This is a genomic window from Tistrella sp., assembly GCF_002684955.1.
Lineage (GTDB): Bacteria > Pseudomonadota > Alphaproteobacteria > Tistrellales > Tistrellaceae > Tistrella > Tistrella mobilis.
This window is the reverse complement of record NZ_NYWI01000030.1, coordinates 39,481-63,527: the sequence shown is the minus strand read 5'-3', so window position 1 is coordinate 63,527 and position 24,047 is coordinate 39,481. Positions and strand designations below refer to the sequence as shown.

Genomic DNA, 24,047 nt, shown 5'->3' with positions numbered 1-24,047 from the left:
TCATGTGGTCGAGATCGACCGGGCGGTCAAGAGCAACCGCCCGGGGCCCCGTCAGTCGTGATGATCATGGCCCATGGCGGGCAGGGGTTCGTCCCGGGGATCCGCCCCCACCAGATGCCGGACCACGGGCGGGGTCTCGCCCCTGTGGAACCGGTTCACCCCGGCCTGAAGCCCGGCATCTGCACGGGTGACCCGGCGGTGATGGCGCAGATGCTCCAGCCACGAGGCGGCGAAGAAGATCTCTTCGAACCGGGTCGGATCTTCCGCATCCTCCAGCACCCGCCAGCCGAAGGCGCCGTCGCGCCGGCGGATGCGGGCAAGCTCCCGAACCGCGTCCAGGAAGGCCCGGCGGTCGGCCGGGTCGATCCGATAGGTGATGGTGACAAGCACCGGCCCGCGATCCCCCGGGACGGGTGCGGCCGAGGCCGGGTCCGGCCAGTGGTGAGAGGGGGTGAGGTCGTCTGTGCCTGCGGGCAGCTTCACCAGCCGGGCGAGGGCGAGGCCGGCGATGCTGCCGCCGATGGCGGCGATCACCAGCGCCGGCTCGATCCCGGCGCTCTGGGCGACCAGACCCCAGACGGTGGAGCCCGCGGTCATCGCGCCGAAGAACACCATCAGATAGACCGCAAGACCGCGGGCCCGCACCCAGTCGGGCAGGGTGGACTGGGCCGCGACGTTGAGCGTGGTCAGCACCGCGATCCAGGCCGCCCCCGCCACCGCCAGCGCGCCGGTCGCCGCCCAGCGATCCTGGACCAGCGCCAGGGCAAGGGTGACCAGCGCGGTCATCAGGGTTCCGCCCAGGACCAGGACATGGCCCGGCAGTTTCAGCCGGGGCAGGGCGATGGCGCCCGCCACCGCACCGGCGCCGATCGCGGCCAGGAGCACGCCATATCCCGCGGCATCGACCATCAGCCGTTCCCGGGCGATCAGGGGCAGCAGCGCCCAATAGGCCGAGGCGAAGAGGAAGAAGCCGCCGGCGCGGAGCAGCACCCGGCCGAGCGCGCGGGAGCCGGCGGCATAGCGCAGCCCCGCCCGCATCGCCGGCAGGAAGCTTTCGGGCGGCAGGTCCGAGGTCCGGGCCGGGCGCCGCCAGAGCAGGAACACGCCCACCACCGCCAGATACGAGATGGCGTCGAACAGATAGGCGGCGGCAACGCCGGCGGTGGCGACGATCAACCCGCCGAGGGCCGGGCCGATCGCCCGCGAGATGTTGAGCCCGAGCGAGTTCAGGGCGACGGCCGGGCGCAGCTCGGCGCGGCCGACCACTTCGGGCACGATCGCCTGGAAGGCCGGGCCCGACAGGGCGGCACCGGCACCGGCGACCAGGATCAGCGCCAGCAGCAACCCCGGCGACATCAGCCCCAGATGGGCCGAGAGGGTGAGCACGGCGCCCACCACCAGCAGCCCCGACTGCACGGTGATCAGCAACCGGCGCCGGTCGACGATGTCGGCCAGCGCGCCGGCCGGCACCGAGAGCAGGAAGACCGGCAGGGTGGTGGCGGCCTGGACCAGCGAGACCAGCAGCGGCGAGGGCGAAAGCTCGGTCATCAGCCAGCCCGAGGCGACGTCGCGCACCCAGGTGCCGGTATTGGATACCATCACCGCCAGCCAGATGGCCAGAAACACCCGGTTGCGCAGCGGCGCCCAGGCGCCGGGGGCGCCCGATGCCGCCGCATCGGATGGGTCGGTCCGGGTGGTGGTCATGGGCTCCGTCTCCCTTCGGGAAGAAGACGGGCCGGCCGGGGCTTGCAGGCTCCGGCCGGCCCGGGATGGCTCAGGCGGCATCGGGCGTCAGGCGGCGTCGGGCGCGGGGGGCATCACGCCGGCTTGAACGGGGTGGCGGGCACATGGGTCGCCGGCACCGGATCGAGGGTGGGGCCGTGGGTCCCCCGCTCGGGCGCGCCATGGACCATGGTGTAGGCATAGTCGACACCCATGCCATAGGCACCCGAATGCTCTTTCACGATCGAGATCACCGCGTCATAGGTCTCCTTGCGGGCCCAGTCGCGCTGCCATTCCAGCAGCACCTGCTGCCAGGTCACCGGCACCACGCCGGCCTGGATCAGCCGCTGCATGGCATAGTCGTGGGCCGCCTTGCTGGTCCCGCCCGATGCATCCTCGACCATGTAGATCTCGTAGCCGCCGTCGAGCATCGCCGAGAGGGCGAAAGTGGTGTTGCAGACCTCGGTCCAGAGCCCCGAGACCACGATCTTGCGGCGCCCGGCCGCCGCCAGCGCATCCCGGACCTTCTGGTCGTCCCAGGAGTTCATCGAGGTGCGCTCCAGGATCGGCTGTTCGGGGAAGACCGAGAGCAGTTCCGGGTAGGTGTGGCCCGAAAAGCCCAGCGTTTCGACCGATGTGATGGTGGTCGGCACCCCAAAGACCTTCGCCGCCTTGGCGAGGCCGACGACATTGTTCTTCAGCACCTGGCGGTCGATGGACTGCACGCCGAAAGCCATCTGCGGCTGCTGATCGATGAAGATGAGCTGGCTGTTCTGCGGGGTGAGGACTTCGAGCTTCGCGTTCGACATGACCGTGGTCTCCTGATTTTTCTGTTTGATAAGGGTCGGGAAGGGCCGGATGGGAGGTCAGCTCTGCAGGAAGGCGAGCATGTCGTGGTTCAGGCGGTCGGCATGGGTATCGGTGATGCCGTGAGGGCCGCCTTCGTAGACCTTGAGTTCCGCATGGGGCACCAGGCGCTTCGAGGCCCGGCCGGCGGCGTCGATCGGCACGATCTGGTCGTCGTCGCCATGAACGATGAGCGTCGGCCGGTCGAACTTCTTCAGGTCTTCGGTGAAATCGGTTTCCGAGAAGGCCTTGATTGAGTCGAAGGTGTTCTTGTGGCCGCCGGTCATGCCCTGGAACCAGAAGGCGTCGATCATGCCCTGAGACGGCGTGGCGCCCGGCCGGTTGAAGCCGAAGAAGGGGCCCGAGGCGATGTCCTGGTAGAGCTTCGACCGGTCGGCCAGGCTGCCGGCGCGGATCCCGTCGAACACCTCGATCGGCAGGCCGCCGGGGTTCGCGTCGGTCTTCAGCATCAGCGGCGGCACCGCCGAAATCAGGCCCAGCTTCGCAACCCGGCCTGTGCCGTGGCGGCCGACATAGCGGGTGATCTCGCCCCCGCCGGTCGAGAAGCCGAAGAGCGACACCTCGTGCAGGTCCAGGGCCTGGATCAGCTGGGCGAGGTCGTCGGCATAGTGGTCCATGTCGTTGCCGTCCCAGGGCTGGCTGGACCGGCCATGGCCGCGGCGGTCATGGGCGATGACCCGGTAGCCTGCATCGGCCAGGAACATCGCCTGGCGGTCCCAGCTGTCCGCGTTCAGCGGCCAGCCATGGCTCAGGATCACCACCGGCCCGTCCTTCGGGCCCCAATCCTTGTAGTGGATCTCGACATTGTCGCGGGTCAGGATGCTGGGCATGACACGTTTTCCCCTGAAGAAGCGCAGACCGGTCCCGTTGCGGCCGTGAAGATTCTGCGGCCGGGGGCATGACCTGGATGATGTTTCGCTGAGCGGAGAGGCCAGATCCCTGAAGTCCAGGCCATGTTCCCGGCCGGTCGGGATCGAAAATCTTCTGTGCGAGAGGCAGTCCCGGAAGAAGTCTGCGTGGGTTTTGTTTCAGCTTCGGGTCTGTCTCGTCGTCGTTCCGTGTCTTCAGAATAGCCGGATGGCATGAAACTGCAAATTGCGATGCTGCAAGACGATCCTTGCAGAAATGCCGTCGAACCCCGCTCCCCCATTGCCCGAACGCAAACGGCCCGCCCCCCGAAATCCGAGGCGCGGGCCGTCTGTTCAAGAGCCTCCGGAAGAGGCCGCATCCGCACACCTCGTGCGGGTGCCAGCCGCCATTGCGGCGGCGGCCAAGGGCGCGGAGCGCCCGCCCGGCGAGGGGCTAGACCTGAAGACTCCTCCTGTACTGCACGAAGCCCGACCGGTCGGCGACCTTGTCGTAGAGCTGCATGGCGGTGGTGTTGGTCTCGTGGGTCAGCCAGTAGACCCGGGCACAGCCGGCGGCCCGGGCGATATCGTAGACATGGGCGATCAGCCGGCGGCCCGCACCGCTGCCGCGGATGTCGGCGGCGACGAACAGGTCCTGAAGGTAGCAATAGTCGCCGGTGGTCCAGCAGGAGCGGTGGCGGATGTGATGGACCAGCCCGACCGCACGATCGCCCTGCCAGGCGAGGGCGCCGCCCATGGGTTCGGCCGGGTCGAGCAGCCGCGCCCAGGTGACGGCCGAGACCTCGTCGGGAATATCGACCTGATAGAAACGCTGATAGCCGCGCCAGAGCGGCATCCAGGCGGCGTGATCGGCCGGCCCGATCGGCCGGATGACGATATCGGTCGTGGTCATGGGATCAGGGCCTCGAACGGGAGCGGGAGGGGAGGGTTGCGGGGGCAAGGGCGGCCAGGGCCGCAAGCGAGATGAGGGCGAAGCCGGCGAGATCGGTGGCGGCGGGCCGCTCGCCGAGCAGCAGCACCGAGGCGACCACCCCCACCGCCGGAACCAGCAGGGTGCCGAGCCCGGCAACGCTGGCCGGCAGCCGGGCCACGGCCTGGAACCAGAGCAGATAGGCGAGGGCCGAGCCGATCAGGGTGTTGTAGGCAAGGCCCAGCGCCGGCAGCAGATGCAGCCCGTCGCCCATATCCGCCCCGTCGAGCAGGAAGCCCAGCGTCACCGCCGCGGTGCCGGCCACCAGCTGCCAGGCGGCGATCGCGATCGGGTGGCCCTGGATCCGCGCCCGTTTGAGCCAGACCGTCCCCGCCGCCCAGCTGACGGCGGAACCGAGCGCGAAGATCACGCCCGACGGCAGGCCACCCGCCATCAGCGGCTGCATCAGTACGCCGAGACCGGCGATGCCGAGCAGAAGGGCCACGATCCGCCGCCGGTCCAGCCGCTCGCCCAGGAACAGGCAGGCGAGCGCCGTTGCCCAGATCGGCATGGTATAGGCACAGATCGCCGTGCGGCTGGTCGAGGTGCCAAGCTGGGCGAAGGCCGCGAGGATGCCGAAGCCGCCGGTGTTGAGCAGGCCGGCAATGGCCAGATCCAGGCGCTGGCGGCGGCCTTCGATCCTGAGGCTGACGCCCTGCCTGCGGGCCACCGCCATCAGCACGGCGGCGGCGCAGCCGAACGACACCACGCGCAGCGCCCAGGGTGACAGGTCCTGAAGCGCCAGCCGGCCCGCCGGCCAGTTCAGCCCCCAGACCACCGTCACCAGCAGCATCGAGGCGCGGGCGGCAAGGTCGGTGCGCGGGCTTCCGGCCCCGGCCGCCGTGGTCACGAGACGCCGAGCCGGGTGCGCTGCCGGCCCTCCGCATCGAAATTGGCCGGGTCGAGCCAGGCCAGATAGCGGGGCTTCAGCCGCGACCAGTCGCCGTCGGTCATGCCGAACCAGGCCGTGTCGCGATTGGCGCCCTTCACCACCATGTGCTGGCGGAAGATGCCTTCGAAGGCGAAGCCGAAGCGTTCGGCCGCCCGCCGGGACGGGGCGTTGTCGGCATTGCACTTCCATTCGAAGCGGCGATAGCCCATCCGGAAGATCAGATCGGCGAACAGGAACAGCGCCTCGGTCGCAACCCGGCTTCGCGCGATCGCCGGCCCCCACAGGATGTTGCCGATCTCGATCACGCCATGGGTGGTGTCGATCCGCATCAGCGCCTGGCGGCCCTCGGCGCGGCCGGTCGCGCGGTCGATCACCGCAAAGAACAGCGGATCGGTCTTCGCCTGCGCCGCCTCTGCCCAGGCCTGAAAGGATGCCGCGTCCACGGGCGGTTCCTCGAACAGATAGCGGAAGCGCGCCTCCGCCCCCGGGGCGGCCGAGGCCTCGAACAGCGCCGCCGCATGGGTGGCGGCCTCCAGCGGTTCAAGCCGGGCATAGCGCCCCTCGATCGGTGCCCGGTCGGGGCGCGGCACGCCCGCCCAGGCCGAAAGATCGCGGGAGCCGGAAAGATCGGGGCCGGTGGTCTGGTCGGGGCCGGTGGTCTGGTCGGTGGCGGTCATGGCGCAAGCGTTCCACAGAATGATCCGGTTTCTGGAAATTGCGCCGCCGACAGGTCCGATGTAAACGTCCACTTCTGGAATATCCAGCAGACCAATCGTGAAGGGGAGGGCGGCAATGGCGGCGATACCGGCCTGGCTGGCGCTGGACCGTGCGGCCGGCGATCTGGAGGGGCAGATCTATCGCAGCCTCCGCGACCGGATTCTCGACGGCCGGTTGACCGCGCCGCAAAGCCTGCCGCCCAGCCGGGCGCTGGCCGCGGCGCTGGGTGTCGCCCGCTCCACCGTGGTCAACGCCTATGACCGGCTGAAGGCCGAGGGCTATCTGGAGGGGCGCGCCGGCTCCGCCACCCGGGTGGCGGCGCTGGTGCCGCGTCCGGCCGTACCTGCCGTCGCAGCAGCCATCGCCCCCCTGCCGGGGGCCGGTGCGCCGCGCCGCCGCTTCTCGCCCGGTGTGCCCGACCTCGGATCCTTCCCCTATGCCGACTGGGCGGCCTGTCTCAGGGCGGCGGCGCGATCGGTCCGCGCCACCGATCTGGGCTATGCCGGCACCGCCGGCCTGCCGGAGCTGCGCGCCCTGATCGTCGACCATGTCGCGGCGGTGCGCGGTGTTTCGGCCACGCCCGAACGGGTGCTGATCCTGCCCTCCACCCGGGCGGCGGTCGACCTGCTCGCCCGGGTGCTGCTGCCGCCGGGCGGCACGGTCTGGATGGAGGAGCCGGGCTATGCCTCGGCGCGGGCGGTGTTTCAGGCGGCAGGTGCCCGGCTGGTGCCGGTCGCCTGCGATGCCCAGGGCATCGATGTCGCCGCCGCCGCGGGCGCACCACCGCCCGGGCTGATCTACACCACCCCCTCGCACCAGTATCCGACCGGCGTCACCATGACCCTGCCGCGCCGGCTGGCCCTGCTCGATCTGGCCCGCATCTCGGGGGCCGTGGTGGTGGAAGACGATTACGACAGCGAGTTCCACTATGCCGGCCACCCGATCGCCGCCCTGCAGGGCATCGACCGGGCCGGGGTGGTGGTCTATCTCGGCACCTTCTCCAAAACCCTGGCCCCGGGGCTTCGCGTCGCCTATCTGATTGCCCCACCCGCCCTGCTGCCGGCGCTGGCAGAGGCCCATCGCCGCGGCGGTGCCGCGGTGTCGGGCCATGTCCAGGCGGCACTTGCCCGCTTCATGCGCGACGGCCGGCTGCGCGCCCATCTGAGGCGGATGATCCCGGCCTATGCCGAACGCCGGGCCGCGGTCACGGCGGCCCTGGAGGCCCGCCTCGGCCATCTGCTGGTAACCGGCCCCGCGGCAGAGGGCGGGCTGCAGCTCGCCAGCTGGTTCCGCGACCCCGCCACCGACGATGCCGCCGCCGCCCGCCGGCTTGCCGCCGAAGGCTACGGACCCGAGCCGATGTCGGGCTTCCATCTGGGCCCGCCCCGGCCGGGCCTGCTGTTCGGCATCGCCGACGTCGACCCCGCCCGCATCGATGCCGCCATGGCCCGGATCGCGGCGATCCTGGTCGGCCGCTAGCCAGAGCTGGCGCCATGCCCCTCGATGCCACGCCCCTCGATAAACGGCCGGCGCCTGGTCAGCGCCGCCGCGCAATACTCCAGGAAGACATGCACCCGGCCGGATTTGCGCAGATCCGGATGGGTCAGCAGCCAGAGCCCGTCCGACAGCGCCTCGTCGGCGGGGGCCAGGCGGGCGAGATCGGGCAGGGCATCGCCCACCAGGCAGGGCAGCCAGCCGGCGCCCAGCCCCGCAGCCAGCGTCGCCGCCATGCCCTGCACCGTGTTGGTCCGGAACACGATCCGTTCCGCCGGCACCCGGGTTTCGAGATGGCGGTTGGCCTTCAGCCCGGCCAGTTCGTCGCAATAGGCGGCCCAGGCAAGATCGTCGGGCATGTGCCCGCCCGCCTCGTCATGGGCGCGGCGCTGGCGATAGGGCGCCCAGGCGATGCGCGCCACCCGCCGTCCGACCAGGTTTTCGGGCGGGTCGTCGGTCGCGCGCAGCGCCACGTCGCTTTCGCCGCGGGCAAGGTTGAGCGCGCCATTGCCGACCACCACCTCGACCCGCGCGCCCGGATGCAGCGCGGTGAAGCCGGCCAGCACCGGCGGCAGCAGCCAGGTTGCGAAAGTGTCGCTGGTCGCGATCCGGATCTCGCCCGCCTCGTCCTGGTCCTGACCGGTGATCCGGCGGGTGACCGAGACGATGTCGACCTCCAGCCGCTGGGCCAGGGCCACCAGTTCTTCGCCCGCCGGGGTCGGGACATAGCCGCTGCGCCGGCGTTCGAACAGCGGCCGGTCGAGCACGGCCTCGATCTCGCCCAGGCGGCGGAAGGCGGTGGAGGTGTTGATGCCGATCCGGCCGGCCGCCGCCGCCAGGTTGCCGGCTTCCCCGATCACCTTCACGATGCGCAGATCGTCCCAGGACAGTTTTTTCAGCGGGTCGTTCAAGGGCGGGTCTCGCATCGCAGACGGGTCACCCGCATCATAGCGCGCCCTGCGGCTGCCTGCGAATTTGCACCGCAACGAATTTCAATTGGGTTTTCCCGCGGAATTTCATACATCTACACCGCACCTGCGGCGACGACCCCAGTGGAGACGAGATGAGCGAGCGCACCGCCACGATCACGCGCAACACCCGTGAGACCCGGATTTCCGTGACCGTCGATCTCGACGGCCAGGGCCGCTACGACGTGAAGACCGGCATCGGCTTTCTCGACCACATGCTGGAACAGCTTTCGCGCCATGGCCTGATCGACCTCACCCTGCGTGCCGAAGGCGACCTGCATATCGATTTCCACCACACCACCGAGGATACCGGCATCGCCATCGGCGAGGCGGTGGCGAAGGCGCTGGGCGACCGGCGCGGCATCACCCGCTACGCCCATGCCTATATCCCGATGGACGAGACCCTGACCCGGGTGGCACTCGACCTGTCCAACCGGCCCTATCTGATCTGGAAGGTGAATTTCACCCGCGACAAGCTGGGCGAGATGGATACCGAACTCTTCAAGGAGTGGTTCCAGGCCTTCGCCCAGGCGGCCGGGGTCACGCTGCACGTGGAAAATCTCTACGGCGAGAACAATCACCATATCGTCGAGTCGTGCTATAAGGGTCTGGCCCGGGCGCTGCGCCAGGCGATCTCGATCGACCCGCGCGCGGCCGGCTCGGTGCCCTCGACCAAGGGCGTGCTCGGCGGCTCGCTCTGACCCTGTCCTTCCGTCCCGCCCCGCCGAACGTCTTCCGTCACACACTTCCTTCCATCCCGAAGCCCATGCGCATTTATTCGGTCCATGTCCCACCTCTGGTCAGCCCGGTCGACCGCGCCCGCGTCGTCGCCGAGGGCTTTTCGTGGGCGGCCTTCGTGCTGGGGGTGCTCTGGGCGCTCTGGCACCGGCAATGGGCGGCGGCCGTAGCGATCCTGGTGGCAGGCATGGTGCTGGCGGGGGGTCTGGGGGTGATCGGTGCGGGCGAGACCACGATCACCATCGCCGCCGTGGCGGTGAATGCGATCTACGGCGTCGTCGCCAACGATCTTCGCCGTCGGCGCTACGACCGTCTGGGCTGGCGCGAGATCGGCCCGATCGCCGCGGATGACGCCGACGAGGCGCTGTACAAGGCCGCGATCCTGCATCGCGACGCCGCCATCCGCCGCGATGCACGCGGCTACGACCAGGGAGGGCGGGGCCCCGCGCCCGGTGCCTTCGGCCACGCCGGGGGCCTCGGCGTCTGAGGGCCTGACGGCCCCGGCGCCCGGGCCCCGAAACCAGACCGGTCGCCCCCACCGGAAGCGACCTCGGCCTCTGTGCCGGCCCCCGCCCGGCTGTCTGATCCGGCCACGACCCAGTCTGGCCCCTCTACCCGGAAGCACCCATGAACATCGTCGTCATCGATTACGGCTCCGGCAACCTCAGGTCTGCCGCCAAGGCCTTCGCCCATGCCGCAGACGAGGCCGGGATCGCCGCCGAGGTGCTGGTGAGTGCCGATCCCGCCCGCATCCTGGCGGCCGACCGGCTGGTTCTGCCCGGCCAGGGCGCCTTCGCCGATTGCCGGGCGGGACTGGATGGCGCCGCCGGTCTGGCCGAGGCGCTGACCGAGGCGGTCACCACCCGCGGCACGCCTTTTTTCGGCATCTGCGTCGGCATGCAGCTGCTCGCCACCAGCGGCTTCGAGCACCGCGTCACCCCCGGGCTCGACTGGATCGGCGGCCGGGTGGAGGCGCTGGCGCCGTCGGATCCCGCGCTCAAGATCCCGCATATGGGCTGGAACGCGCTCGATTTCGAACCGGGCCGCCATCCGGTGCTGGCCGGGGTGGAGCCGGGGGCGCATGTCTATTTCGTGCATTCCTATGCCATGACCGTCGATGATCCGGCGCATCTGCTCGCCACCGCCGACTATGGCGGCCGGGTGACGGCGATCGTCGGCCGCGACAATCTGATCGGCACCCAGTTCCATCCGGAAAAGAGCCAGGCGGTGGGCCAGAGGCTGATCGCCGGCTTCCTGCGCTGGCGGCCCTGAGCGGCCCGGCCTCGCATCTGCAGGCAAAGCTTCCTTCCGACTTCCGCGACTTCGACAGGACGACAGCCCCGTGATCATCTATCCCGCCATCGATCTGAAGGACGGCGCCTGCGTGCGTCTGGTGCAGGGCGACATGGACCGTGCCACGGTCTTCGCCGACGATCCCGGCGCCCAGGCCGCCCGTTTCCGCGACCAGGGTTTCGCATGGCTGCATGTGGTGGATCTGAACGGCGCCTTCGCCGGCCGGCCGGTGAATGCGGCCGCGGTGGAGGCGATCGTGAAGGCGGTGGATCTGCCGGTGCAGCTGGGCGGCGGCATCCGCGATCTCGCCACAGTCGAGGACTGGCTGTCCCGCGGCCTGGCGCGGGTGATCCTGGGCACGATCGCGGTGCGCGATCCGGCGCTGGTGCGCGAGGCCTGCCGGCTGTTCCCGGGCAAGGTCGCGGTCGGCATCGATGCCCGTGACGGCATGGTCGCGGTCGAAGGCTGGGCCGAGACCTCGACCATGAGCGCGGGGGATCTGGGCCTCGCCTTCGAGGATGCCGGGGCGGCTGCAATCATCTACACCGATATCGGCCGCGACGGCACGCTGCAGGGCCATGATGCCGAACAGACCGCGCGCCTGGCCGAGCGGCTGACCACCCCGGTGATCGCCAGCGGCGGCGTCGCCTCGATCGACGACATCCGCGCGATCAAGGCGGTGGAACATCGCGGCGTCGCCGGCGTCGTCACCGGCCGTGCGCTCTATGACGGCCGGCTGGATCCCGCCGCGGCCCTGGCGGTGGCTGCCGGCCGCGCCTGATCCGACCCTGCCTTCTTCCCACGCGGACGTCCCTTTCCTGCCAAGGACCCGGCCATGCTGAAGACCCGCATCATTCCCTGCCTGGACGTGAAGGACGGCCGCGTGGTCAAGGGCGTCAACTTCGTCGGCCTGCGCGATGCCGGTGATCCGGTCGAACAGGCCCGGCTCTACGACGCCGCCGGCGCCGACGAACTCACCTTCCTCGACATCACCGCCTCGCACGAGAACCGCGGCACCATCCTGGATGTCGTCGCCCGCACGGCCGAACATTGCTTCATGCCGGTGACGGTGGGCGGCGGCGTGCGGGCGCTGGAGGATATCCGCGCCCTGCTGCTGGCCGGTGCCGACAAGGTCTCGATCAACTCCGCCGCCGTCGCCCGCCCCGAACTGGTCGCCGAAGCCGCCGGCAAGTTCGGCAGCCAGTGCATCGTGGTCGCAATCGATGCCAAGCTGGGCGACAGCGGCCGCTTCGAGATCTTCACCCATGGCGGCCGCAAGCCCACCGGCATCGATGCGGTCGACTGGGCGGTCCGGATGGCGGAATACGGCGCCGGCGAGCTGCTGGTGACCTCGATGGACCGCGACGGCACCCGGGCGGGTTTCGACCTGCCGCTGACCCGCGCCATGGCCGATGCGGTCACGGTGCCGGTGATCGCGAGCGGCGGTGTCGGCACGCTCGACCATCTGGTCGAAGGCGTGCGCGAGGGCCATGCCTCGGCGGTGCTGGCCGCCTCGATCTTCCATTTCGGCCAGCACACCATCGCCGAGGCCAAGCAGCACATGGCCGCGGCCGGCATCCCGGTGCGCCTGCCGGGCCAATAGCCCGCCCACTCTCCATGAATATCGTATGAAGGTATGCGTATCTGGTTGGAACCAGATCGCAACTGTCATAATTTTCCCCCTGTTGTTCCAAGGAACCGCATCCCATGTGCTCCACCCACGACACCGATGCGACCGTGCCGGCCGCGACCGGCGCTGCGGACCGTTTCGACGCGGCGGTGGCGCGCATCCATTTCAACGCCGACGGTCTGGTTCCGGCCATCGCTCAGGATGCCGCAACCGGTGAGGTCCTGATGATGGCCTGGATGAACGAGGCGGCGGTGCGCGAGACGCTGGCCACCCGCCGCGGCGTCTATTGGTCGCGGTCCCGCAAAGGGCTGTGGCGCAAGGGCGAAAGCTCCGGCCAGATGCAACACCTGAAGGCGTTCCGTATCGACTGCGACGGCGATACGGTGCTGCTGCTGGTGAACCAGCAGGGCGTCGCCTGCCACACCGGCCGGCGGAGCTGTTTTTTCGACGAGGTGAACCCGGAGACCGGCGACATCACCACCATCATGACCCCAGAGATCGACCCGGAGACGCTGTATGGCCGACGGACGGACTGAACCCATCAAGACCAAGAACGAGACCGCCGGCCAGACCGACTGGGACGTGCTCGACCGCCTTGTGACCACCATCCGGTCGCGCAAGGGGGCCGATCCGTCCAGCTCCTATGTCGCCAAGCTGCTGGGCAAGGGCCGGCTGAAGATGGCCCAAAAGGTGGGTGAAGAAGCGGTCGAGGTCGCCATCGCCGCGGTCGCCCAGGACAAGGACGCGCTGATCGACGAAAGCGCCGATCTGCTCTTCCACCTGATGGTGCTCTGGGCCGATGCCGGCCTCGACCCGGCCGATGTGATGACCACGCTCGGCCGCCGCGAGGGCCGTTCGGGCATCGACGAGAAGAAGAACCGCAAGAACTGAAGGCATCGGAGCCGGGGGTGGCCGCCAGGGTTGACGAACCGGGGCGGCACACCGGAACATGGCGGCCGACCTCAGACCGTCCATCCGGAGCCGCCCTCCCATGGCCTATGATCCGAACAACATCTTCGCCCGCATACTGCGCGGCGAGCTGCCCTGCAAGACCGTCTACGAAGACGAGCATGTGCTCGCCTTCAGCGACATCCGGCCGCTTGCCGATGTCCATGTGCTGGTGATCCCGAAGGGCGCCTATGTCTCGCTCGACGATTTCACTGCCGGCGCCGGGCCCGAGGTGGTCGGCCACTTCTTCAAGGTGGTGGGCGAGATCGCCCGTATCACCGGCGTCGCCGAAACCGGCTATCGGATCATCTCCAACATCGGCGCCCATGGCCATCAGGAGGTGCCGCACCTCCATGTGCATGTGATCGGCGGCCGGCCGCTGGGCCGGATGCTGCCCGACGCCCGCGGCTGACGGTGCGACCGGCCTGACGCAACGGCGGATACCCCTGGTGTCCGCCGTTTTCCGTTCGGCCAGACGGCCAGACGGCCAAACGGCCAAACGGGATACGGCCAGACGGGTAGAGGGAAATGAGCGGCAGATTGAAAAAGGTCCGGCGCCGTCTGGCCGCCGTGGCACCGGGATGGTGGCTGACCCTGGCAGCCCTCGCCGTCACCACCCTGCTCTGGGGGCTGGGGCGGGCGGCGATGCTCCAGGCCGCTCCTCTGCACGGCGATCTTCTGCATGGCGATCTTCTGCATACGGGGCCCCTGCCGGACTGGCGGCCGCCCAGCCTGCTGCTCTCGGCCTGGTCGATCACCCTGATGGCGGTGCTGCTGCTCTCCACCGCCCGGGCCCGCAGCATAGAACCGCTGTTCGGCGGGCTGGACCGCGCGGTCCGGCTGCACCGTCAGCTCGGCCCCATCGCCATCGGCCTGGTGCTGGTGCATGTCGCCCTCTACATCCCCTCGGAACTCAGGCCGGACGGCTCGGTGGCGGGGCTGTTGATCCCCTTCTGGTCCGGTGGGGCCGCAGGCTTCAACGCCCTGATCCTCTGGGTGGTGATCCTCTGGACCGGGCTCGCCTATAGCGGCCGGCTGCGCTACGAACGCTGGCTGTCGCTGCATGGCCTGCTGGGGCCGATCTTCATCGCCACCGCCGCCCATGCCCTGGGCGCCGGCCCGACCATCCGGGCCTATGAACCGCTGCGCTTCTGGATGTGGGTGCTGGTGCTGACCGGCACGGGGGCCTGGGTCTGGCGGGTGCTGCTCTACCGGCGGCTGGCGCCGCGCTACCCCTATCGGCTGCGGGCCTTGCGGCAGGTCTCCGACGACACGCTCGATCTGGTGCTGCGCCCCACCGCCCGGCGGATGATCTACGAGCCGGGTACCTTCGTGTTCATCGCCCGGCCCGGCCTTGCGGAACTGCACCCGTTCTCCATCTCCTCCTCGCCGGCAGAGCGCGATCTCAGGGTCTCGATCCGCATGGCGGGCGATTTCACCCGTGGGCTGGTCACGCTCGCGCCCGACGATCCAATCGATGTCTTCGGCCCCTTCGGCGGCTTCTCGCCCCATCGCCATGGCCGGCATCGGCGGATGATCTGGATCGGCGCCGGCATCGGCATCACGCCCTTTCTCGGCATGCTGCGCTTTGAAACCGTCAACGACGATTTCCGCCGGGTCTGGCTGTGGTATCTGGCCCGCGATGCCGCCCATGCCCCCTATGATGCCGAGATCCGCGAGACCGTGCCCAAGGCCGAGTCCTGGATCGACTACGAGCTGTGGACCACCGCCGATCGCGGCCGGCTGACCGCCGCCCGGGTGCTGGAAACCGTGCGGCCGCTCGATGACGGCATCGCCGTCATGCTCTGCGGCACGCCCGCTTTCGTCCGCGACATGACCCGCCAGTTCCTGGCCGAGGGCCTCGCCCCCGACCGGATCATCGCCGAGGATTTCCGCTTCCGTTGAGCGGCCGGACGGGTCAGCATCCGGGGGTCGGGGCGCGTGCCCTGCCTGCCTGACCCAGCGGCATGGTGACCTGATGTATGACGCAGCCTTCATCGCCCTCGACTGGGGCACCAGCAGTTTCCGGCTCTGGCTGATCGGCCATGACGGCCGGGTGCTCGCCGAACGCCGCAGCGCCGAAGGCATGACCACGGCCGCCACAACCGGTTTCGAGGCGGTGCTCGAAGGCCACCTCGCCGATCTGGGCGTGCCCGCCACCGTGCCGGCGCTCGCCTGCGGCATGGTCGGCGCCCGCCAGGGCTGGGTCGAGGCCGGCTATGTCGACACCCCGGCCCGGCTGGCCGGGATCGCGGCCGGCGCGGTGCGCGTGCCCGGCATCGCCCGCGACGTCCGCATCCTGCCCGGCATCGCCCGACGCGACCCGGCCGCCCCCGACGTCATCCGCGGCGAGGAGACCCAGATCCTGGGCGCCCTTGCCGCCCATGACCTTGAAACCGCCACCCTCTGCATGCCCGGCACCCATTCGAAATGGGGCCGGGTCGCCGAGGGGTGCCTCAGCGCCTTCAGCACCTTCATGACCGGCGAGCTTTTTGCCGCCGTCACCGGCCACACCATCCTCGCCCATGCGGTGGCCGACGCCCCCGACGACGAGGATATGGAGGCCTTCCGCCAGGCCGTCGCCGCGGTCCTCGCCGCACCGGCGCGGATCGCGAACCTGCTGTTCCAGGTTCGCGGCGGTCAGCTGCTGTTCGGCCGGGGCGCCGCCGCCGCGCGGGAGACCATCTCGGGCAGCCTGATCGGGCTCGAAATCGCCGGAGGCCATGTCGCCGACGGCGGCGAACTGGTGCTGATCGCCGCGGGCCGCCTTGCCCGGCTCTATGGCGAGGCCCTCGGCGTAGCGGGCCTGACCCATCGGGTGATCGATGCCGATGCCGCGGTGCTGGGCGGCCTCTCGCTTGCCGCCCGCAGCATCTGGCCATCCCGGACCTGACTGCCACACACCTGACCGGGCCCACCGACGGAGACCTGCCTGATGGATCGCATTCCCTTTCCGCCGATGGCGCGGCCGCTGATCGCCATCCTGCGCGGCATCCAGCCCCACGAGACCGAAGCCGTGGTGTCGGAGCTGATCGAGGCCGGGCTGACCGCGATCGAAATCCCGCTGAACTCGCCCGACCCCTTCCGCTCGATCGGGATCGCGGCGCGACTGGCGCCCGCGCATGTCATCGTCGGTGGCGGCACGGTCTTGACGGCGGCCGATGTCGCCCGCCTGCACCAGGCCGGCGGCCGGCTGCTGGTCACCCCCAACTGCGACCCGGTGGTGATCCGCACCGCCCATGGTCTCGGCATGGTCTCGATGCCGGGCGTGTTCACCGCCACCGAGGCGCTCGCCGCCGCGGCCGCCGGCGCCACCGGCCTCAAATTCTTCCCGGCCAGCGTGCTCGGCCCCCAGGGCATCGCCGCCATCCGCGCGGTCCTGCCGCCCGAGCTGGTGATCGCCGCGGTGGGCGGCGTGTCCGACCGCAATTTCGCCGACTATATCCGGGCCGGCATCACCGCCTTCGGTCTCGGCACCAGCCTCTACAAACCGGGCATGAGTGCCGCCGATGTTCGTGCCCGGGCCGACGCCACCATCGCGGCCTATGATGCCGACCGGGGCGGCTGATCAGAGCGGCAGATCCCGCCAGCCGGGGAAATGGTCCAGCGACCGGCTGGCGGTCGTGAACCAGCCGAAGGGGGTCGTCGGATCGGGCAGGGGGTCTTCCAGCTCCAGGGTCTCGATCTCGCGCCCGCTTTCCAGATCGGCGGGCTTCCAGCCCACCACCAGCGGCAGGGCCCCGCGATCGGCGCTCCGGGTGCCGATCACCAGCCCCACCGCCGGGCTGCGGTCGGTCACCGCCCAGCGTGCCGCCGCCGCCCCGATCAGGGTCAGGCGCAGGTCGTCATCCACCCGGTCGCGAAACCCTGAGCCCTGCAGCCAGACATCCACCCAAAGATAATACGTCCAGTCGAAACTGAGCCCGCGCTCGGCCGCAAAGGCCATGAACGGACGGAAGATACTCATGCCGTTCGACGGTTGGCCGTCCGACAGCTGGCCATCCTCGCCGTCCAGCCTCAACAGTCCCGGGCAGATGTCGAACAGGGTGTGCCAGTAGATCCTGAGGCTGGTATCGACCCTCACCCAGGCCCGCGAGCCGACGCCCAGTTCGTCATGCCGGGCCGGCACCGTCAGATGGTCGAGCAGGTCGTTGTCGATCCGCCGCTCAGACATGGGCCGGCTCCCGCCCCATCACCGCACGCAGCGTATCGATATCGGCGATGATCCGATCCTCGTCCAGGTCGTCGTCGCGCTCATAGGTGATGGTGGCTTCGGGGTCGGTCACCAGCGCACGGCAAAGGGCCAGGGCCGCGCGGGTATCGGCCGCCAGCGCCCGGTCATGGGTGTCGAGCACGATCGGCGGCTGGCCGACCGAGTGGTCATAGCCGGCGACATGAAACTGCCGGGCGCTGCGGATCACCTCTGTCCAGGCCTCGAACGGCAGGCCGCAATTATGGGTCGCACAGACCGCGTTCGACACGTCGAACAGCACCGTGCAGCCGGTCCGTGCAGTCAGGCGCCGGAAGAAATCCGGCGCATCCCGCCCGCCATCCATGATCGAGGGATAGTTTTCAAAAGCGATGGTGCAGCCCAGCCGGTCCTGCCAGCGCGCCACCCGGTCCGCCACCCGCTCGAACTCGCCCGCATAATCGATCTCGGCCAGATGCAGCAGATGCCGGCCCTGATGGGTGAAGCGGGCGATGTGGTCCGACACATAGATCGGCCGGGTTTCGCGGATGATCGCCGTCAGCCGCAGGGCCAGCTCGTCCAGCTCCGCCTCGGGCCGTTCCATGAATTTCGAGAACATGATGTGCAGCCCGACCGGGGCATCGAAGGCGGCCGCGATCTGCGCCGGCGGCACCGCCAGGAAATTGTCGACCAGCAGTTCGACATAGTCGATCCGCCCGGCCGCAATCAGCCGCCGCACCATCGGTGCGGTTGCCCCCAGGGTGAAGTTGAAGCCGATCCGCAAGGCGGCACCTCCGTCGTCGGGCATATCGTCAGGAATGGTATCGGGGATGGGGAGCGGCCGGATGGCCGCTCCCCACATGCCCGCACCCGCTCAGCCGGCGACGGCGCAGATGGTGGCGCAGCGCGCACCGGCGCGGCCGGCGATCTGCAGGGTCTTGCGGGCGCTGATCTTGATCGACATGAGAGCGTCTCCTTTTGACAATAATCATGGGGTCCGAATGATGTATTCATCCGGTCTTCACGTACGCATCAGACCCGTATCGGTCTTAAGATGCTTTCAGGACTCTATGTTTATCCTGATGTTGAGTCGACTCGTATTTTCACCATACCACGAGTCTTTAAATTTGACTCAATCCTGGGGCGCGGCATGCCGTGGGTCGGTCAGAAACTGCGCGTCGGTCAGGGTCTTCAGGAAGGCGACGATATCGGCGCGGTCGCGCGCATCCAGATCGATGCGCACGATCAGATCGCTCTTCCACGGATTGCGCCGGCCGTCGCCGGCATCCGGGCCGGTGGTGATCTGCCGGCCGCCGGCGGCGTAGATCTCCAGCACCTCTTCCAGCGTCCCGACGCTGCCGTCATGCATATAGGGGGCGGTCACCGCCACATTCCGCAGCGATGGCGCCCGGAAGGCGCCCATATCCTCCGCCCGGCCGGTCATCTCGTTCAGCCCCCGATCCGTCGCCGGATAGGCGCCGGCCCCGTCCAGGTCATAAAGCCCGGTGTTGTGGAAGGCGCGGTCGACCACGCGGCTGCGCGCGTGCACCACCTGATCGTTGAAGTTGAAGCTGCCATGGCAGTGATGGCATTCGGCCTTTTCGCCGAAAAACAGGTCGTGGCCGCGCCGTTCGGCCTCGGTAAAGCTCTCCTCGCCCGCCAGCCAGCGGTCATAGCGCGACGAGAACGAGACCAGGCTGCGTTCGTAACTGGCAATCGCGCGGATGATCGAGGTCAGGCTCACCGGCGCGGCCATCTCGGGGAAAGCGGTCCGGAAGGCCGCGACCATTTCCGGATCGGACCGGAAACGGTTCAGCACCGTCTCGCGATTGGCATCGGTCAGGCCCATCTCCACCGGATCGGTGCCGAAGAGCGGCACGGCCATCTGCGCTTCCAGCGTCACCAGCGCCGGGTTGGCCCAGGTCAGGCTGGCATTCCAGGCGACATTGGCCAGCCCCTGGGCATTGCGCCGCACCACATCGCCCGTGGCACCCACCGGATGGGCGCGGCCATCGGCGAAGCCCAGCGCCTGGAGATGACAGCCCGAACAGGCGAGCCTGCCGTTGCCCGACAGTCTGGGGTCGTGGAACAGCCGCCGGCCAAGCTCCACCTTGGCCGGGGTCATCGGATTGTCGGCCGGCACGCGCGGCGGCGGGACATGGGCCGGCAGATCCCAGACCCAGCCCTCCGCACGGGCACCGCCAACCACCGCCAGCCAGACCGCGGCCAGGGCCAGCAACCGCCGGATCATTTCTCCACCACCCGAAAGGCGGTGGCGACGCCCCCGGCCAACCCCAGCCGTTCGAAAACCGCCGCACAATCGGCATCGTCGGGCGCGCTCATGCAGCCCACCGCCCCGCCCTGGTCGCGCGCAAGGTCGGTGGCGGCGAACAGCACCGCCAGATCCAGCACCACGCGCGCGCGGGCTGGGTCGAAGGGAGCAGTCACCACGCCCGGCCGGTTGGGCCGGTCGCAGCTGACGATCTCACCGGTGACCGGATTGCCGGTGCAGCCGGTGGCGCCCAGATGCAGGAACCAGGTGCCGGCCCGGCCGCCATCCGGCCGTGCCACCCCGCCCTCGGGCACAAGTTCCAGCTTCACGTATTTGCGCCCGGCCTGCCATCCCCAGCCCATCGCCGCCAGATCCAGCGGCGGCGGCGCCAGATCGGTGGCGGTATGGTTCAGCCGCTGTGGCACGCCCAGGGTGAAGGCCAACCGCCAGGGGCCGGCCCCGGCCCCGTCATCCACCCGGCCGGTGACGCGGGTATTGGTCTCGGGCGTGCCCTCGCGGCATGCGCCGGTGGCGTCTTCGGCATCGATCAGGGCGACGCCGTCATGCTGCCAGAGCGTTTCGTCCAGCATGACCGGCCAGGCTTTGCCGGCCGCATCGATCAGGGCCAGGTCGTGGACATAGAAGCGGCCATCGCGCAGGCCGGCTGCAACCGCAGGCCTGCCCAGCGCCGCGGCAGGGGTGGCGCAGTCGACCGGCGCCGCCCCTGCAACGATGCCGAAGCCGATGGTGACGCTCCGCTCCGCCGCCAGGACAGGCCCGGCGGCAAGCAGAAGCAGAAGGGTGACAAGGCCGGTAAGGCGGCAGGTCATCATCGGCCCCTCCGCCTCAGAACCGTGCCGTCAGGCGCAGATTGACGCTGCGGCCTTCCTCGTAGGCATAGGTCTCGGCCAGCGACTGGCGGTAGGTGACATAGGCCTCGTCGAAGAGGTTGGTCACCGCCACGTCCAGCCGGTACCAGTCGCGATCGAAGGCGACACCCAGATCATGCACCGCATAGCCGCTGCGCCGGCGGAGCGGGGTCGAGTCGTAATCCTGCGCCGCCGCATAAATGCCGGCATACCAGACCCGCCAGTCCTGGTTCACCGCATAGCCGATCCCGGCCGCCACCTTGTCCGGCGGCGCATAGAGCTGGGCGCCGGTATCGGCATCCTTGGACCGCAGCTTCGAATAGGCGATCGAGACATCGACGGGTCCCGCCTGATAGCTGGCCTCGGCCTCGATGCCGCGGCGTTTCGCTTCGGCGACGTTGCGACGCTGGAAGATCAGCCCGGTGCCGGAAAAGGGCGGCGTGCGGGTGAAGGTGCCGACCACCTGGCTGTCGATCAGATCGTCGACCCGTTCATGGAACACGGTCGCCTTGAAGCGAAGCGCATCGCCCGGCAAGGCCAGATCGTCAAAGGCGAGGGTGAAACCGGCTTCGGTGGTATGCGCGGTCTCGGGCTGAAGCTCGGGGTTGGGGATGAAGTTGAACAGCGCCCGGGTGGCGGTCAGGTTCGGATACATCTCGGCCAGGGTCGGCGCGCGGAAGGCCTCGCCATAGCCGACGAACAGGCCCAGCACCGGGGTTGCCTGCCAGTGCAGCGCCACCTTGGGCGACAGCCGGTCGTGGGACGAGGATGCCTGGCCTTCCGGATCAATTTCATAGCGGTCGTGGCGCAGGGCCCCGATCAGGGTCCAGTCCTCGAAGATCGTCAGCTCGTCCTGGATGAAGACGCCGGTGGCGGTCAGATCGCCATCCGGCAGCACCACATTCGCCGAACCCGCCGTCCGGTTGGTATTGGTGTCGACATAGTGGTCGACGCCATAGGTCAGCTTATGCGCCAGCGCCGCCCCGGTCTCGAACCGGCTGGTGTTCTGAAGCGACAGGCCGCGGGTCTCGGTTTCGGTCGAGGTGGCGTCGAAGGGCGGGGTTTCACGGCTCGTCGTGTCGAAGCGCAGTTTCGTGTAATAGAGCTGCAGGCTGCCGTCCAGCCAGCTGCGGTCCGCATCGGCGAAGGACCAGCGGCCGGAATACTGGTCCTGGCGACGCTCCAGCAGCTGCGAATAGGGAAAGAGGGCGCTGCCGCCGGGATTGTTCGGCCCGGTCAGATCATCGTCGAAGCGCTGATACGAGATGTCGATCCGATGGTCGGGGCCAAGGTCGAGCCCGCCCTTGAACAGGCCCGAGAGCAGATCGCCCTCGTTCTCCAGCTTGTCGCCGGTGCCGGTGCGGATGTTGTCGGTGCTGCGATAGGTCAGCGCCGCCAGGAGGTCGCCATCCACCGTACGGGTGGTGCCGGCCACATGGCTTGAAAAGGCGTGATTGCCGCTCCGCCAGCCCAGGCTCGCCCGGCCGCCGGTGGTTTCCCCCGGCGCCAGCAGATCCTCGGGCTCCAGGGTGCGGATCGCCATCACGCCGCCCAGCCCGCCACTGCCATAGCTGGCGGAAACCGGGCCGCGCACCACGTCGATGGCGCCGATCATGTCGGGATCGATCAGCAGCGGCGAGAGCACGCCGCCCTCGTTGTTCCGCCGCACCCCGTCGACCGACAGGATGATCCGCGGGCCGATGAAGCCGCGGATCGACGGGTTCTGCGCGGCAGGGCGTGGACCACCCCCCATGTCGACATTGGGCAGGCGGCGCAGGATGGTGAGGTCGGCGGCCTGGACATCATCCAGCGCCGTGCGATCGATCTGGCTGACGGAGGCCGGCAGATCGAAGGCTGTGGCTTCGGTGCGGGTGGCGGTGACGGTGATCGCCTCAAGCCGGCTGATCGGGGCGGATTTTACTTCCGCTCCGGAGGCGTCGGTCTCTTCGGCATGGGCAGGGACGGGCTGGACGGTGATACCCAGCAGAAGGGTGGCGGCGGCGGTGCCGGCAAGCGGCAGCCGGCCGCGCAGCACGGGTGCGGCGGGTCGGGTCATGGGGTGCGGATCCGAAAGCGGGCGGGCAGCCGGCGGCCCGGGCGCGGATGGACGCGCAGCCAGGGGCCTGCCGGACCGGACGCCCCGTCCAGCCACCGGACAGGCGGCCGACAGGGGCAGCTCTTGAAGGTCGGATCAGGCCCCGATCGGGGGTGCCCTGGCCTTAAGGGTGGCCAGATACCAGCCGGCCGCAATCAGCCCGCCGGGAAGAGGGGGGGCATCGTGGAGCCGCACCAGCCTGGGGGCCGGCGCCAGGATCGGCAGCGGCGGCGTGGAACTGCCCTGCACCAGCAGGCAGAGCGGGCAATCATCGGCCGACGGCACGGCCTGATCGGGCCGGCCATCGGCATCCGTGTCTGCGGGCCGGTCGTCCCCGACCTGATCGGCCAGAACCAGCCGCACGCCTTCGGCGGTGCAGATCGGCGTCAGCAGCCCGAAGGCCATGGCCGGGGCATAGACCGACCAGATCATCATCTGGAACAGGAAGGCGAGCGCGCCCGCGAGCAGCCCCGCCCGGCGCAGCCGCTCCCGAAGCCGACCGCGCGGCCCCGTGGTCCGATGAGGATATGACACCCGGCGATGCTGCATCCGATGACGCTACACCGGCTCGCGTCCTGCGCACAGGTATTTTCTACCATGCGACCCATCGTCGCAGAGGGCGCCCCTCAGGTGGGCAGGCCCAGGCGGATGCGCATGGCGGTTTCAGAGACCTCCAGCCGGGTCGCCAGATCGCGGATCTCCGTCACGCCCTCGCTGTTGAGCGCCCGGATCAACGGCCAGGGCATCAGCAGCTGCGCCGCGAAACGGTTGGCCTCGGTTTCGATCGCCCCTGAGAGATGGCTGCGATAGAAGGCATCGTCCTGAACACCTCCTGTGGCGACGTCCCGATGCAGCAGGAAATGCGCGATTTCATGGGCAATGGTGAAACGGCGGCGGACTTTGACATGCCGCGCATTGACCACGATCGCCCAGCCCGAGGGGCCGCCCCGTTCGGCATCCCGCACCAGCTTGCCCGAAAGCGACTCCGGCAAGGGCTCGGTCCAGACCCGCAGCCCAAGATCCCGTGCCAGCGCAACGATCTTGACCGGTGCCGACTGTTGATGGCGGGACACGACGTCGGGCACCGCCACGTCCGCAGTGACCGGCGCATCCAAGGCGGCAGGCCACTCCCGCACGGCATCTTCAATCATCCGACATGGTCTCCTGAGGTCCGGGCGCGCCCGGTCTCTGTTCTTCTGCGGCAACGACATTGGCCGAGGCAACCCCCGCGATTCCGCGGTCGATCAGAGCCGCCATGCGCGCCTGGAATTCGGGACCGTCAAGATAGGCCCTGACGGCGCTGCCCAGGGCCTTCTCGGCAACCATCTCCGCCTGGCGTGTCGCCTTGCGAGTAATATAGGTGGCACCGAACAGCGCCACCACCGCTATCAGAAGCGCCACCGCCCCGAGCACGATGGTCGCCGCGGTCATGACGATCGTGGCGGTCTCCACCGAACTGAACTGGGGTGCATTGCGCAGAACGGCGCCGGCAGCCGCCTCGATCGAGTCCAAGC

At 69.3% G+C, this 24,047-nt stretch carries 28 protein-coding genes; 12 read left to right on the top strand and 16 right to left on the bottom strand.

Going from position 1 to position 24,047, the window contains the following annotated elements; translation table 11 throughout:
- Positions 1-51 precede the first annotated feature (51 nt).
- The 6 genes from CMO28_RS09210 to CMO28_RS09185 form a co-directional block, all read right to left on the bottom strand.
- Complete coding sequence (locus tag CMO28_RS09210; protein ID WP_296712820.1) at positions 52-1,704, bottom strand: MFS transporter; 1,653 nt, start codon at positions 1,702-1,704, stop codon at positions 52-54.
- A gap of 113 nt (positions 1,705-1,817) precedes the next feature.
- On the bottom strand, positions 1,818-2,531 hold the full coding sequence (locus CMO28_RS09205) for a hydrolase (RefSeq protein ID WP_296712818.1): 714 nt from the start codon (positions 2,529-2,531) through the stop codon (positions 1,818-1,820).
- A 57-nt stretch (positions 2,532-2,588) separates the two neighbouring features.
- Positions 2,589-3,419 carry an alpha/beta fold hydrolase gene (locus tag CMO28_RS09200; RefSeq protein ID WP_014746867.1) on the bottom strand — a complete coding sequence of 277 codons (831 nt, stop codon included), beginning with the start codon at positions 3,417-3,419 and terminating at the stop codon, positions 2,589-2,591.
- Positions 3,420-3,891: 472 nt separating this feature from the next.
- The gene (locus CMO28_RS09195; RefSeq protein WP_296712814.1) at positions 3,892-4,350 is read right to left on the bottom strand and encodes a GNAT family N-acetyltransferase; all 459 of its coding nucleotides are present in this window, start codon (positions 4,348-4,350) and stop codon (positions 3,892-3,894) included.
- 4 nt (positions 4,351-4,354) lie between these two features.
- Positions 4,355-5,278 (bottom strand): DMT family transporter, encoded by a 924-nt coding sequence (locus tag CMO28_RS09190; protein WP_296712813.1) that lies wholly within the window; start codon positions 5,276-5,278, stop codon positions 4,355-4,357.
- A complete protein-coding gene (locus CMO28_RS09185) occupies positions 5,275-5,997 on the bottom strand; it encodes a GNAT family N-acetyltransferase (protein ID WP_296712812.1) in 723 nt (240 codons plus the stop codon). The genes CMO28_RS09190 and CMO28_RS09185 overlap by 4 nt, the downstream gene beginning before the upstream one ends.
- A gap of 115 nt (positions 5,998-6,112) precedes the next feature.
- Here CMO28_RS09185 and CMO28_RS09180 point away from each other — a divergent pair, with 115 nt between their 5' ends.
- Entirely contained in the window at positions 6,113-7,516 is a 1,404-nt protein-coding gene (locus tag CMO28_RS09180; protein ID WP_296712810.1) for a PLP-dependent aminotransferase family protein, read from the top strand.
- Here the strand turns inward: CMO28_RS09180 and CMO28_RS09175 are convergent.
- Entirely contained in the window at positions 7,513-8,442 is a 930-nt protein-coding gene (locus CMO28_RS09175) for a LysR family transcriptional regulator (protein WP_296712808.1), read from the bottom strand. The two genes, CMO28_RS09180 and CMO28_RS09175, sit on opposite strands and share 4 nt — an antisense overlap.
- A 152-nt stretch (positions 8,443-8,594) precedes the next feature.
- Between CMO28_RS09175 and hisB the strand changes: the two genes are divergently transcribed.
- The 11 genes from hisB to CMO28_RS09120 all read left to right on the top strand — a co-directional run bounded on the left by hisB (position 8,595) and on the right by CMO28_RS09120 (position 16,676).
- Complete coding sequence (gene hisB / locus CMO28_RS09170) at positions 8,595-9,200, top strand: imidazoleglycerol-phosphate dehydratase HisB (RefSeq protein WP_014746873.1); 606 nt, start codon at positions 8,595-8,597, stop codon at positions 9,198-9,200.
- Positions 9,201-9,265: 65 nt separating this feature from the next.
- Entirely contained in the window at positions 9,266-9,724 is a 459-nt protein-coding gene (locus tag CMO28_RS09165; protein ID WP_296712806.1) for a DUF2628 domain-containing protein, read from the top strand.
- 140 nt (positions 9,725-9,864) lie between these two features.
- The gene (gene hisH, locus CMO28_RS09160; RefSeq protein WP_296712804.1) at positions 9,865-10,509 is read left to right on the top strand and encodes an imidazole glycerol phosphate synthase subunit HisH; all 645 of its coding nucleotides are present in this window, start codon (positions 9,865-9,867) and stop codon (positions 10,507-10,509) included.
- Between the two features lie 70 nt (positions 10,510-10,579).
- A complete protein-coding gene (gene hisA / locus CMO28_RS09155; RefSeq protein ID WP_296712803.1) occupies positions 10,580-11,311 on the top strand; it encodes a 1-(5-phosphoribosyl)-5-[(5-phosphoribosylamino)methylideneamino]imidazole-4-carboxamide isomerase in 732 nt (243 codons plus the stop codon).
- A 54-nt stretch (positions 11,312-11,365) separates the two neighbouring features.
- Entirely contained in the window at positions 11,366-12,133 is a 768-nt protein-coding gene (gene hisF, locus CMO28_RS09150) for an imidazole glycerol phosphate synthase subunit HisF (RefSeq protein WP_014746877.1), read from the top strand.
- 104 nt (positions 12,134-12,237) lie between these two features.
- Positions 12,238-12,696, top strand: a complete 459-nt coding sequence (gene hisI, locus CMO28_RS09145; RefSeq protein WP_296712802.1) for a phosphoribosyl-AMP cyclohydrolase — start codon at positions 12,238-12,240, stop codon at positions 12,694-12,696.
- A complete protein-coding gene (locus CMO28_RS09140) occupies positions 12,677-13,051 on the top strand; it encodes a phosphoribosyl-ATP diphosphatase (protein WP_296712801.1) in 375 nt (124 codons plus the stop codon). Before hisI ends, CMO28_RS09140 begins: the two co-directional genes overlap by 20 nt.
- A 100-nt stretch (positions 13,052-13,151) precedes the next feature.
- Entirely contained in the window at positions 13,152-13,520 is a 369-nt protein-coding gene (locus CMO28_RS09135; protein WP_014746880.1) for a histidine triad nucleotide-binding protein, read from the top strand.
- A gap of 128 nt (positions 13,521-13,648) precedes the next feature.
- Complete coding sequence (locus CMO28_RS09130; RefSeq protein WP_296712797.1) at positions 13,649-15,013, top strand: ferredoxin reductase family protein; 1,365 nt, start codon at positions 13,649-13,651, stop codon at positions 15,011-15,013.
- A gap of 73 nt (positions 15,014-15,086) precedes the next feature.
- Positions 15,087-16,001 (top strand): 2-dehydro-3-deoxygalactonokinase, encoded by a 915-nt coding sequence (locus CMO28_RS09125; protein WP_296712795.1) that lies wholly within the window; start codon positions 15,087-15,089, stop codon positions 15,999-16,001.
- 42 nt (positions 16,002-16,043) lie between these two features.
- A complete protein-coding gene (locus CMO28_RS09120) occupies positions 16,044-16,676 on the top strand; it encodes a 2-dehydro-3-deoxy-6-phosphogalactonate aldolase (RefSeq protein WP_296712794.1) in 633 nt (210 codons plus the stop codon).
- Here CMO28_RS09120 and mbnC read toward each other — a convergent pair whose 3' ends face one another.
- The 9 genes from mbnC to CMO28_RS09075 all read right to left on the bottom strand — a co-directional run bounded on the left by mbnC (position 16,677) and on the right by CMO28_RS09075 (position 24,045).
- Positions 16,677-17,282: a methanobactin biosynthesis protein MbnC gene (gene mbnC / locus CMO28_RS09115; RefSeq protein ID WP_296712792.1), complete on the bottom strand. Its 606-nt coding sequence runs from the start codon at positions 17,280-17,282 to the stop codon at positions 16,677-16,679.
- Entirely contained in the window at positions 17,275-18,081 is an 807-nt protein-coding gene (mbnB, locus tag CMO28_RS09110) for a methanobactin biosynthesis protein MbnB (protein ID WP_416370964.1), read from the bottom strand. Before mbnB ends, mbnC begins: the two co-directional genes overlap by 8 nt.
- A 90-nt stretch (positions 18,082-18,171) precedes the next feature.
- Entirely contained in the window at positions 18,172-18,261 is a 90-nt protein-coding gene (mbnA, locus tag CMO28_RS09105) for a methanobactin (RefSeq protein WP_082828188.1), read from the bottom strand.
- Positions 18,262-18,429: 168 nt separating this feature from the next.
- Positions 18,430-19,548: a methanobactin export MATE transporter MbnM gene (locus tag CMO28_RS09100; protein WP_296712786.1), complete on the bottom strand. Its 1,119-nt coding sequence runs from the start codon at positions 19,546-19,548 to the stop codon at positions 18,430-18,432.
- The gene (locus tag CMO28_RS09095) at positions 19,545-20,402 is read right to left on the bottom strand and encodes an MbnP family copper-binding protein (protein ID WP_296712785.1); all 858 of its coding nucleotides are present in this window, start codon (positions 20,400-20,402) and stop codon (positions 19,545-19,547) included. The genes CMO28_RS09100 and CMO28_RS09095 overlap by 4 nt, the downstream gene beginning before the upstream one ends.
- A gap of 13 nt (positions 20,403-20,415) precedes the next feature.
- The gene (locus tag CMO28_RS09090) at positions 20,416-22,494 is read right to left on the bottom strand and encodes a TonB-dependent hemoglobin/transferrin/lactoferrin family receptor (protein WP_296712783.1); all 2,079 of its coding nucleotides are present in this window, start codon (positions 22,492-22,494) and stop codon (positions 20,416-20,418) included.
- A gap of 135 nt (positions 22,495-22,629) precedes the next feature.
- Complete coding sequence (locus CMO28_RS09085; protein ID WP_296712782.1) at positions 22,630-23,067, bottom strand: DUF2946 family protein; 438 nt, start codon at positions 23,065-23,067, stop codon at positions 22,630-22,632.
- Between the two features lie 92 nt (positions 23,068-23,159).
- Positions 23,160-23,684, bottom strand: a complete 525-nt coding sequence (locus CMO28_RS09080) for an ImmA/IrrE family metallo-endopeptidase (RefSeq protein ID WP_062761497.1) — start codon at positions 23,682-23,684, stop codon at positions 23,160-23,162.
- Entirely contained in the window at positions 23,677-24,045 is a 369-nt protein-coding gene (locus tag CMO28_RS09075; protein WP_296712779.1) for a hypothetical protein, read from the bottom strand. Before CMO28_RS09075 ends, CMO28_RS09080 begins: the two co-directional genes overlap by 8 nt.
- Positions 24,046-24,047 lie beyond the last annotated feature (2 nt).

Excerpts from the sequence above, each read along its gene's own strand:
- mbnC (WP_296712792.1), bottom strand. The coding sequence starts at position 17,282 with ATGTCTGAGCGGCGGATCGACAACGACCTGCTCGACCATCTGACGGTG.
- CMO28_RS09095 (WP_296712785.1), bottom strand. The coding sequence starts at position 20,402 with ATGATGACCTGCCGCCTTACCGGCCTTGTCACCCTTCTGCTTCTGCTT.
- CMO28_RS09120 (WP_296712794.1), top strand. The coding sequence starts at position 16,044 with ATGGATCGCATTCCCTTTCCGCCGATGGCGCGGCCGCTGATCGCCATC.
- CMO28_RS09195 (WP_296712814.1), bottom strand. The coding sequence starts at position 4,350 with ATGACCACGACCGATATCGTCATCCGGCCGATCGGGCCGGCCGATCAC.
- CMO28_RS09135 (WP_014746880.1), top strand. The coding sequence starts at position 13,152 with ATGGCCTATGATCCGAACAACATCTTCGCCCGCATACTGCGCGGCGAG.
- hisF (WP_014746877.1), top strand. The coding sequence starts at position 11,366 with ATGCTGAAGACCCGCATCATTCCCTGCCTGGACGTGAAGGACGGCCGC.
- hisH (WP_296712804.1), top strand. The coding sequence starts at position 9,865 with ATGAACATCGTCGTCATCGATTACGGCTCCGGCAACCTCAGGTCTGCC.
- CMO28_RS09080 (WP_062761497.1), bottom strand. The coding sequence starts at position 23,684 with ATGATTGAAGATGCCGTGCGGGAGTGGCCTGCCGCCTTGGATGCGCCG.
- CMO28_RS09125 (WP_296712795.1), top strand. The coding sequence starts at position 15,087 with ATGTATGACGCAGCCTTCATCGCCCTCGACTGGGGCACCAGCAGTTTC.
- CMO28_RS09140 (WP_296712801.1), top strand. The coding sequence starts at position 12,677 with ATGGCCGACGGACGGACTGAACCCATCAAGACCAAGAACGAGACCGCC.
- CMO28_RS09200 (WP_014746867.1), bottom strand. The coding sequence starts at position 3,419 with ATGCCCAGCATCCTGACCCGCGACAATGTCGAGATCCACTACAAGGAT.
- CMO28_RS09185 (WP_296712812.1), bottom strand. The coding sequence starts at position 5,997 with ATGACCGCCACCGACCAGACCACCGGCCCCGACCAGACCACCGGCCCC.
- CMO28_RS09210 (WP_296712820.1), bottom strand. The coding sequence starts at position 1,704 with ATGACCACCACCCGGACCGACCCATCCGATGCGGCGGCATCGGGCGCC.
- CMO28_RS09180 (WP_296712810.1), top strand. The coding sequence starts at position 6,113 with ATGGCGGCGATACCGGCCTGGCTGGCGCTGGACCGTGCGGCCGGCGAT.
- hisB (WP_014746873.1), top strand. The coding sequence starts at position 8,595 with ATGAGCGAGCGCACCGCCACGATCACGCGCAACACCCGTGAGACCCGG.
- CMO28_RS09090 (WP_296712783.1), bottom strand. The coding sequence starts at position 22,494 with ATGACCCGACCCGCCGCACCCGTGCTGCGCGGCCGGCTGCCGCTTGCC.
- CMO28_RS09165 (WP_296712806.1), top strand. The coding sequence starts at position 9,266 with ATGCGCATTTATTCGGTCCATGTCCCACCTCTGGTCAGCCCGGTCGAC.
- CMO28_RS09100 (WP_296712786.1), bottom strand. The coding sequence starts at position 19,548 with ATGATCCGGCGGTTGCTGGCCCTGGCCGCGGTCTGGCTGGCGGTGGTT.
- hisI (WP_296712802.1), top strand. The coding sequence starts at position 12,238 with ATGTGCTCCACCCACGACACCGATGCGACCGTGCCGGCCGCGACCGGC.
- mbnA (WP_082828188.1), bottom strand. The coding sequence starts at position 18,261 with ATGTCGATCAAGATCAGCGCCCGCAAGACCCTGCAGATCGCCGGCCGC.
- CMO28_RS09205 (WP_296712818.1), bottom strand. The coding sequence starts at position 2,531 with ATGTCGAACGCGAAGCTCGAAGTCCTCACCCCGCAGAACAGCCAGCTC.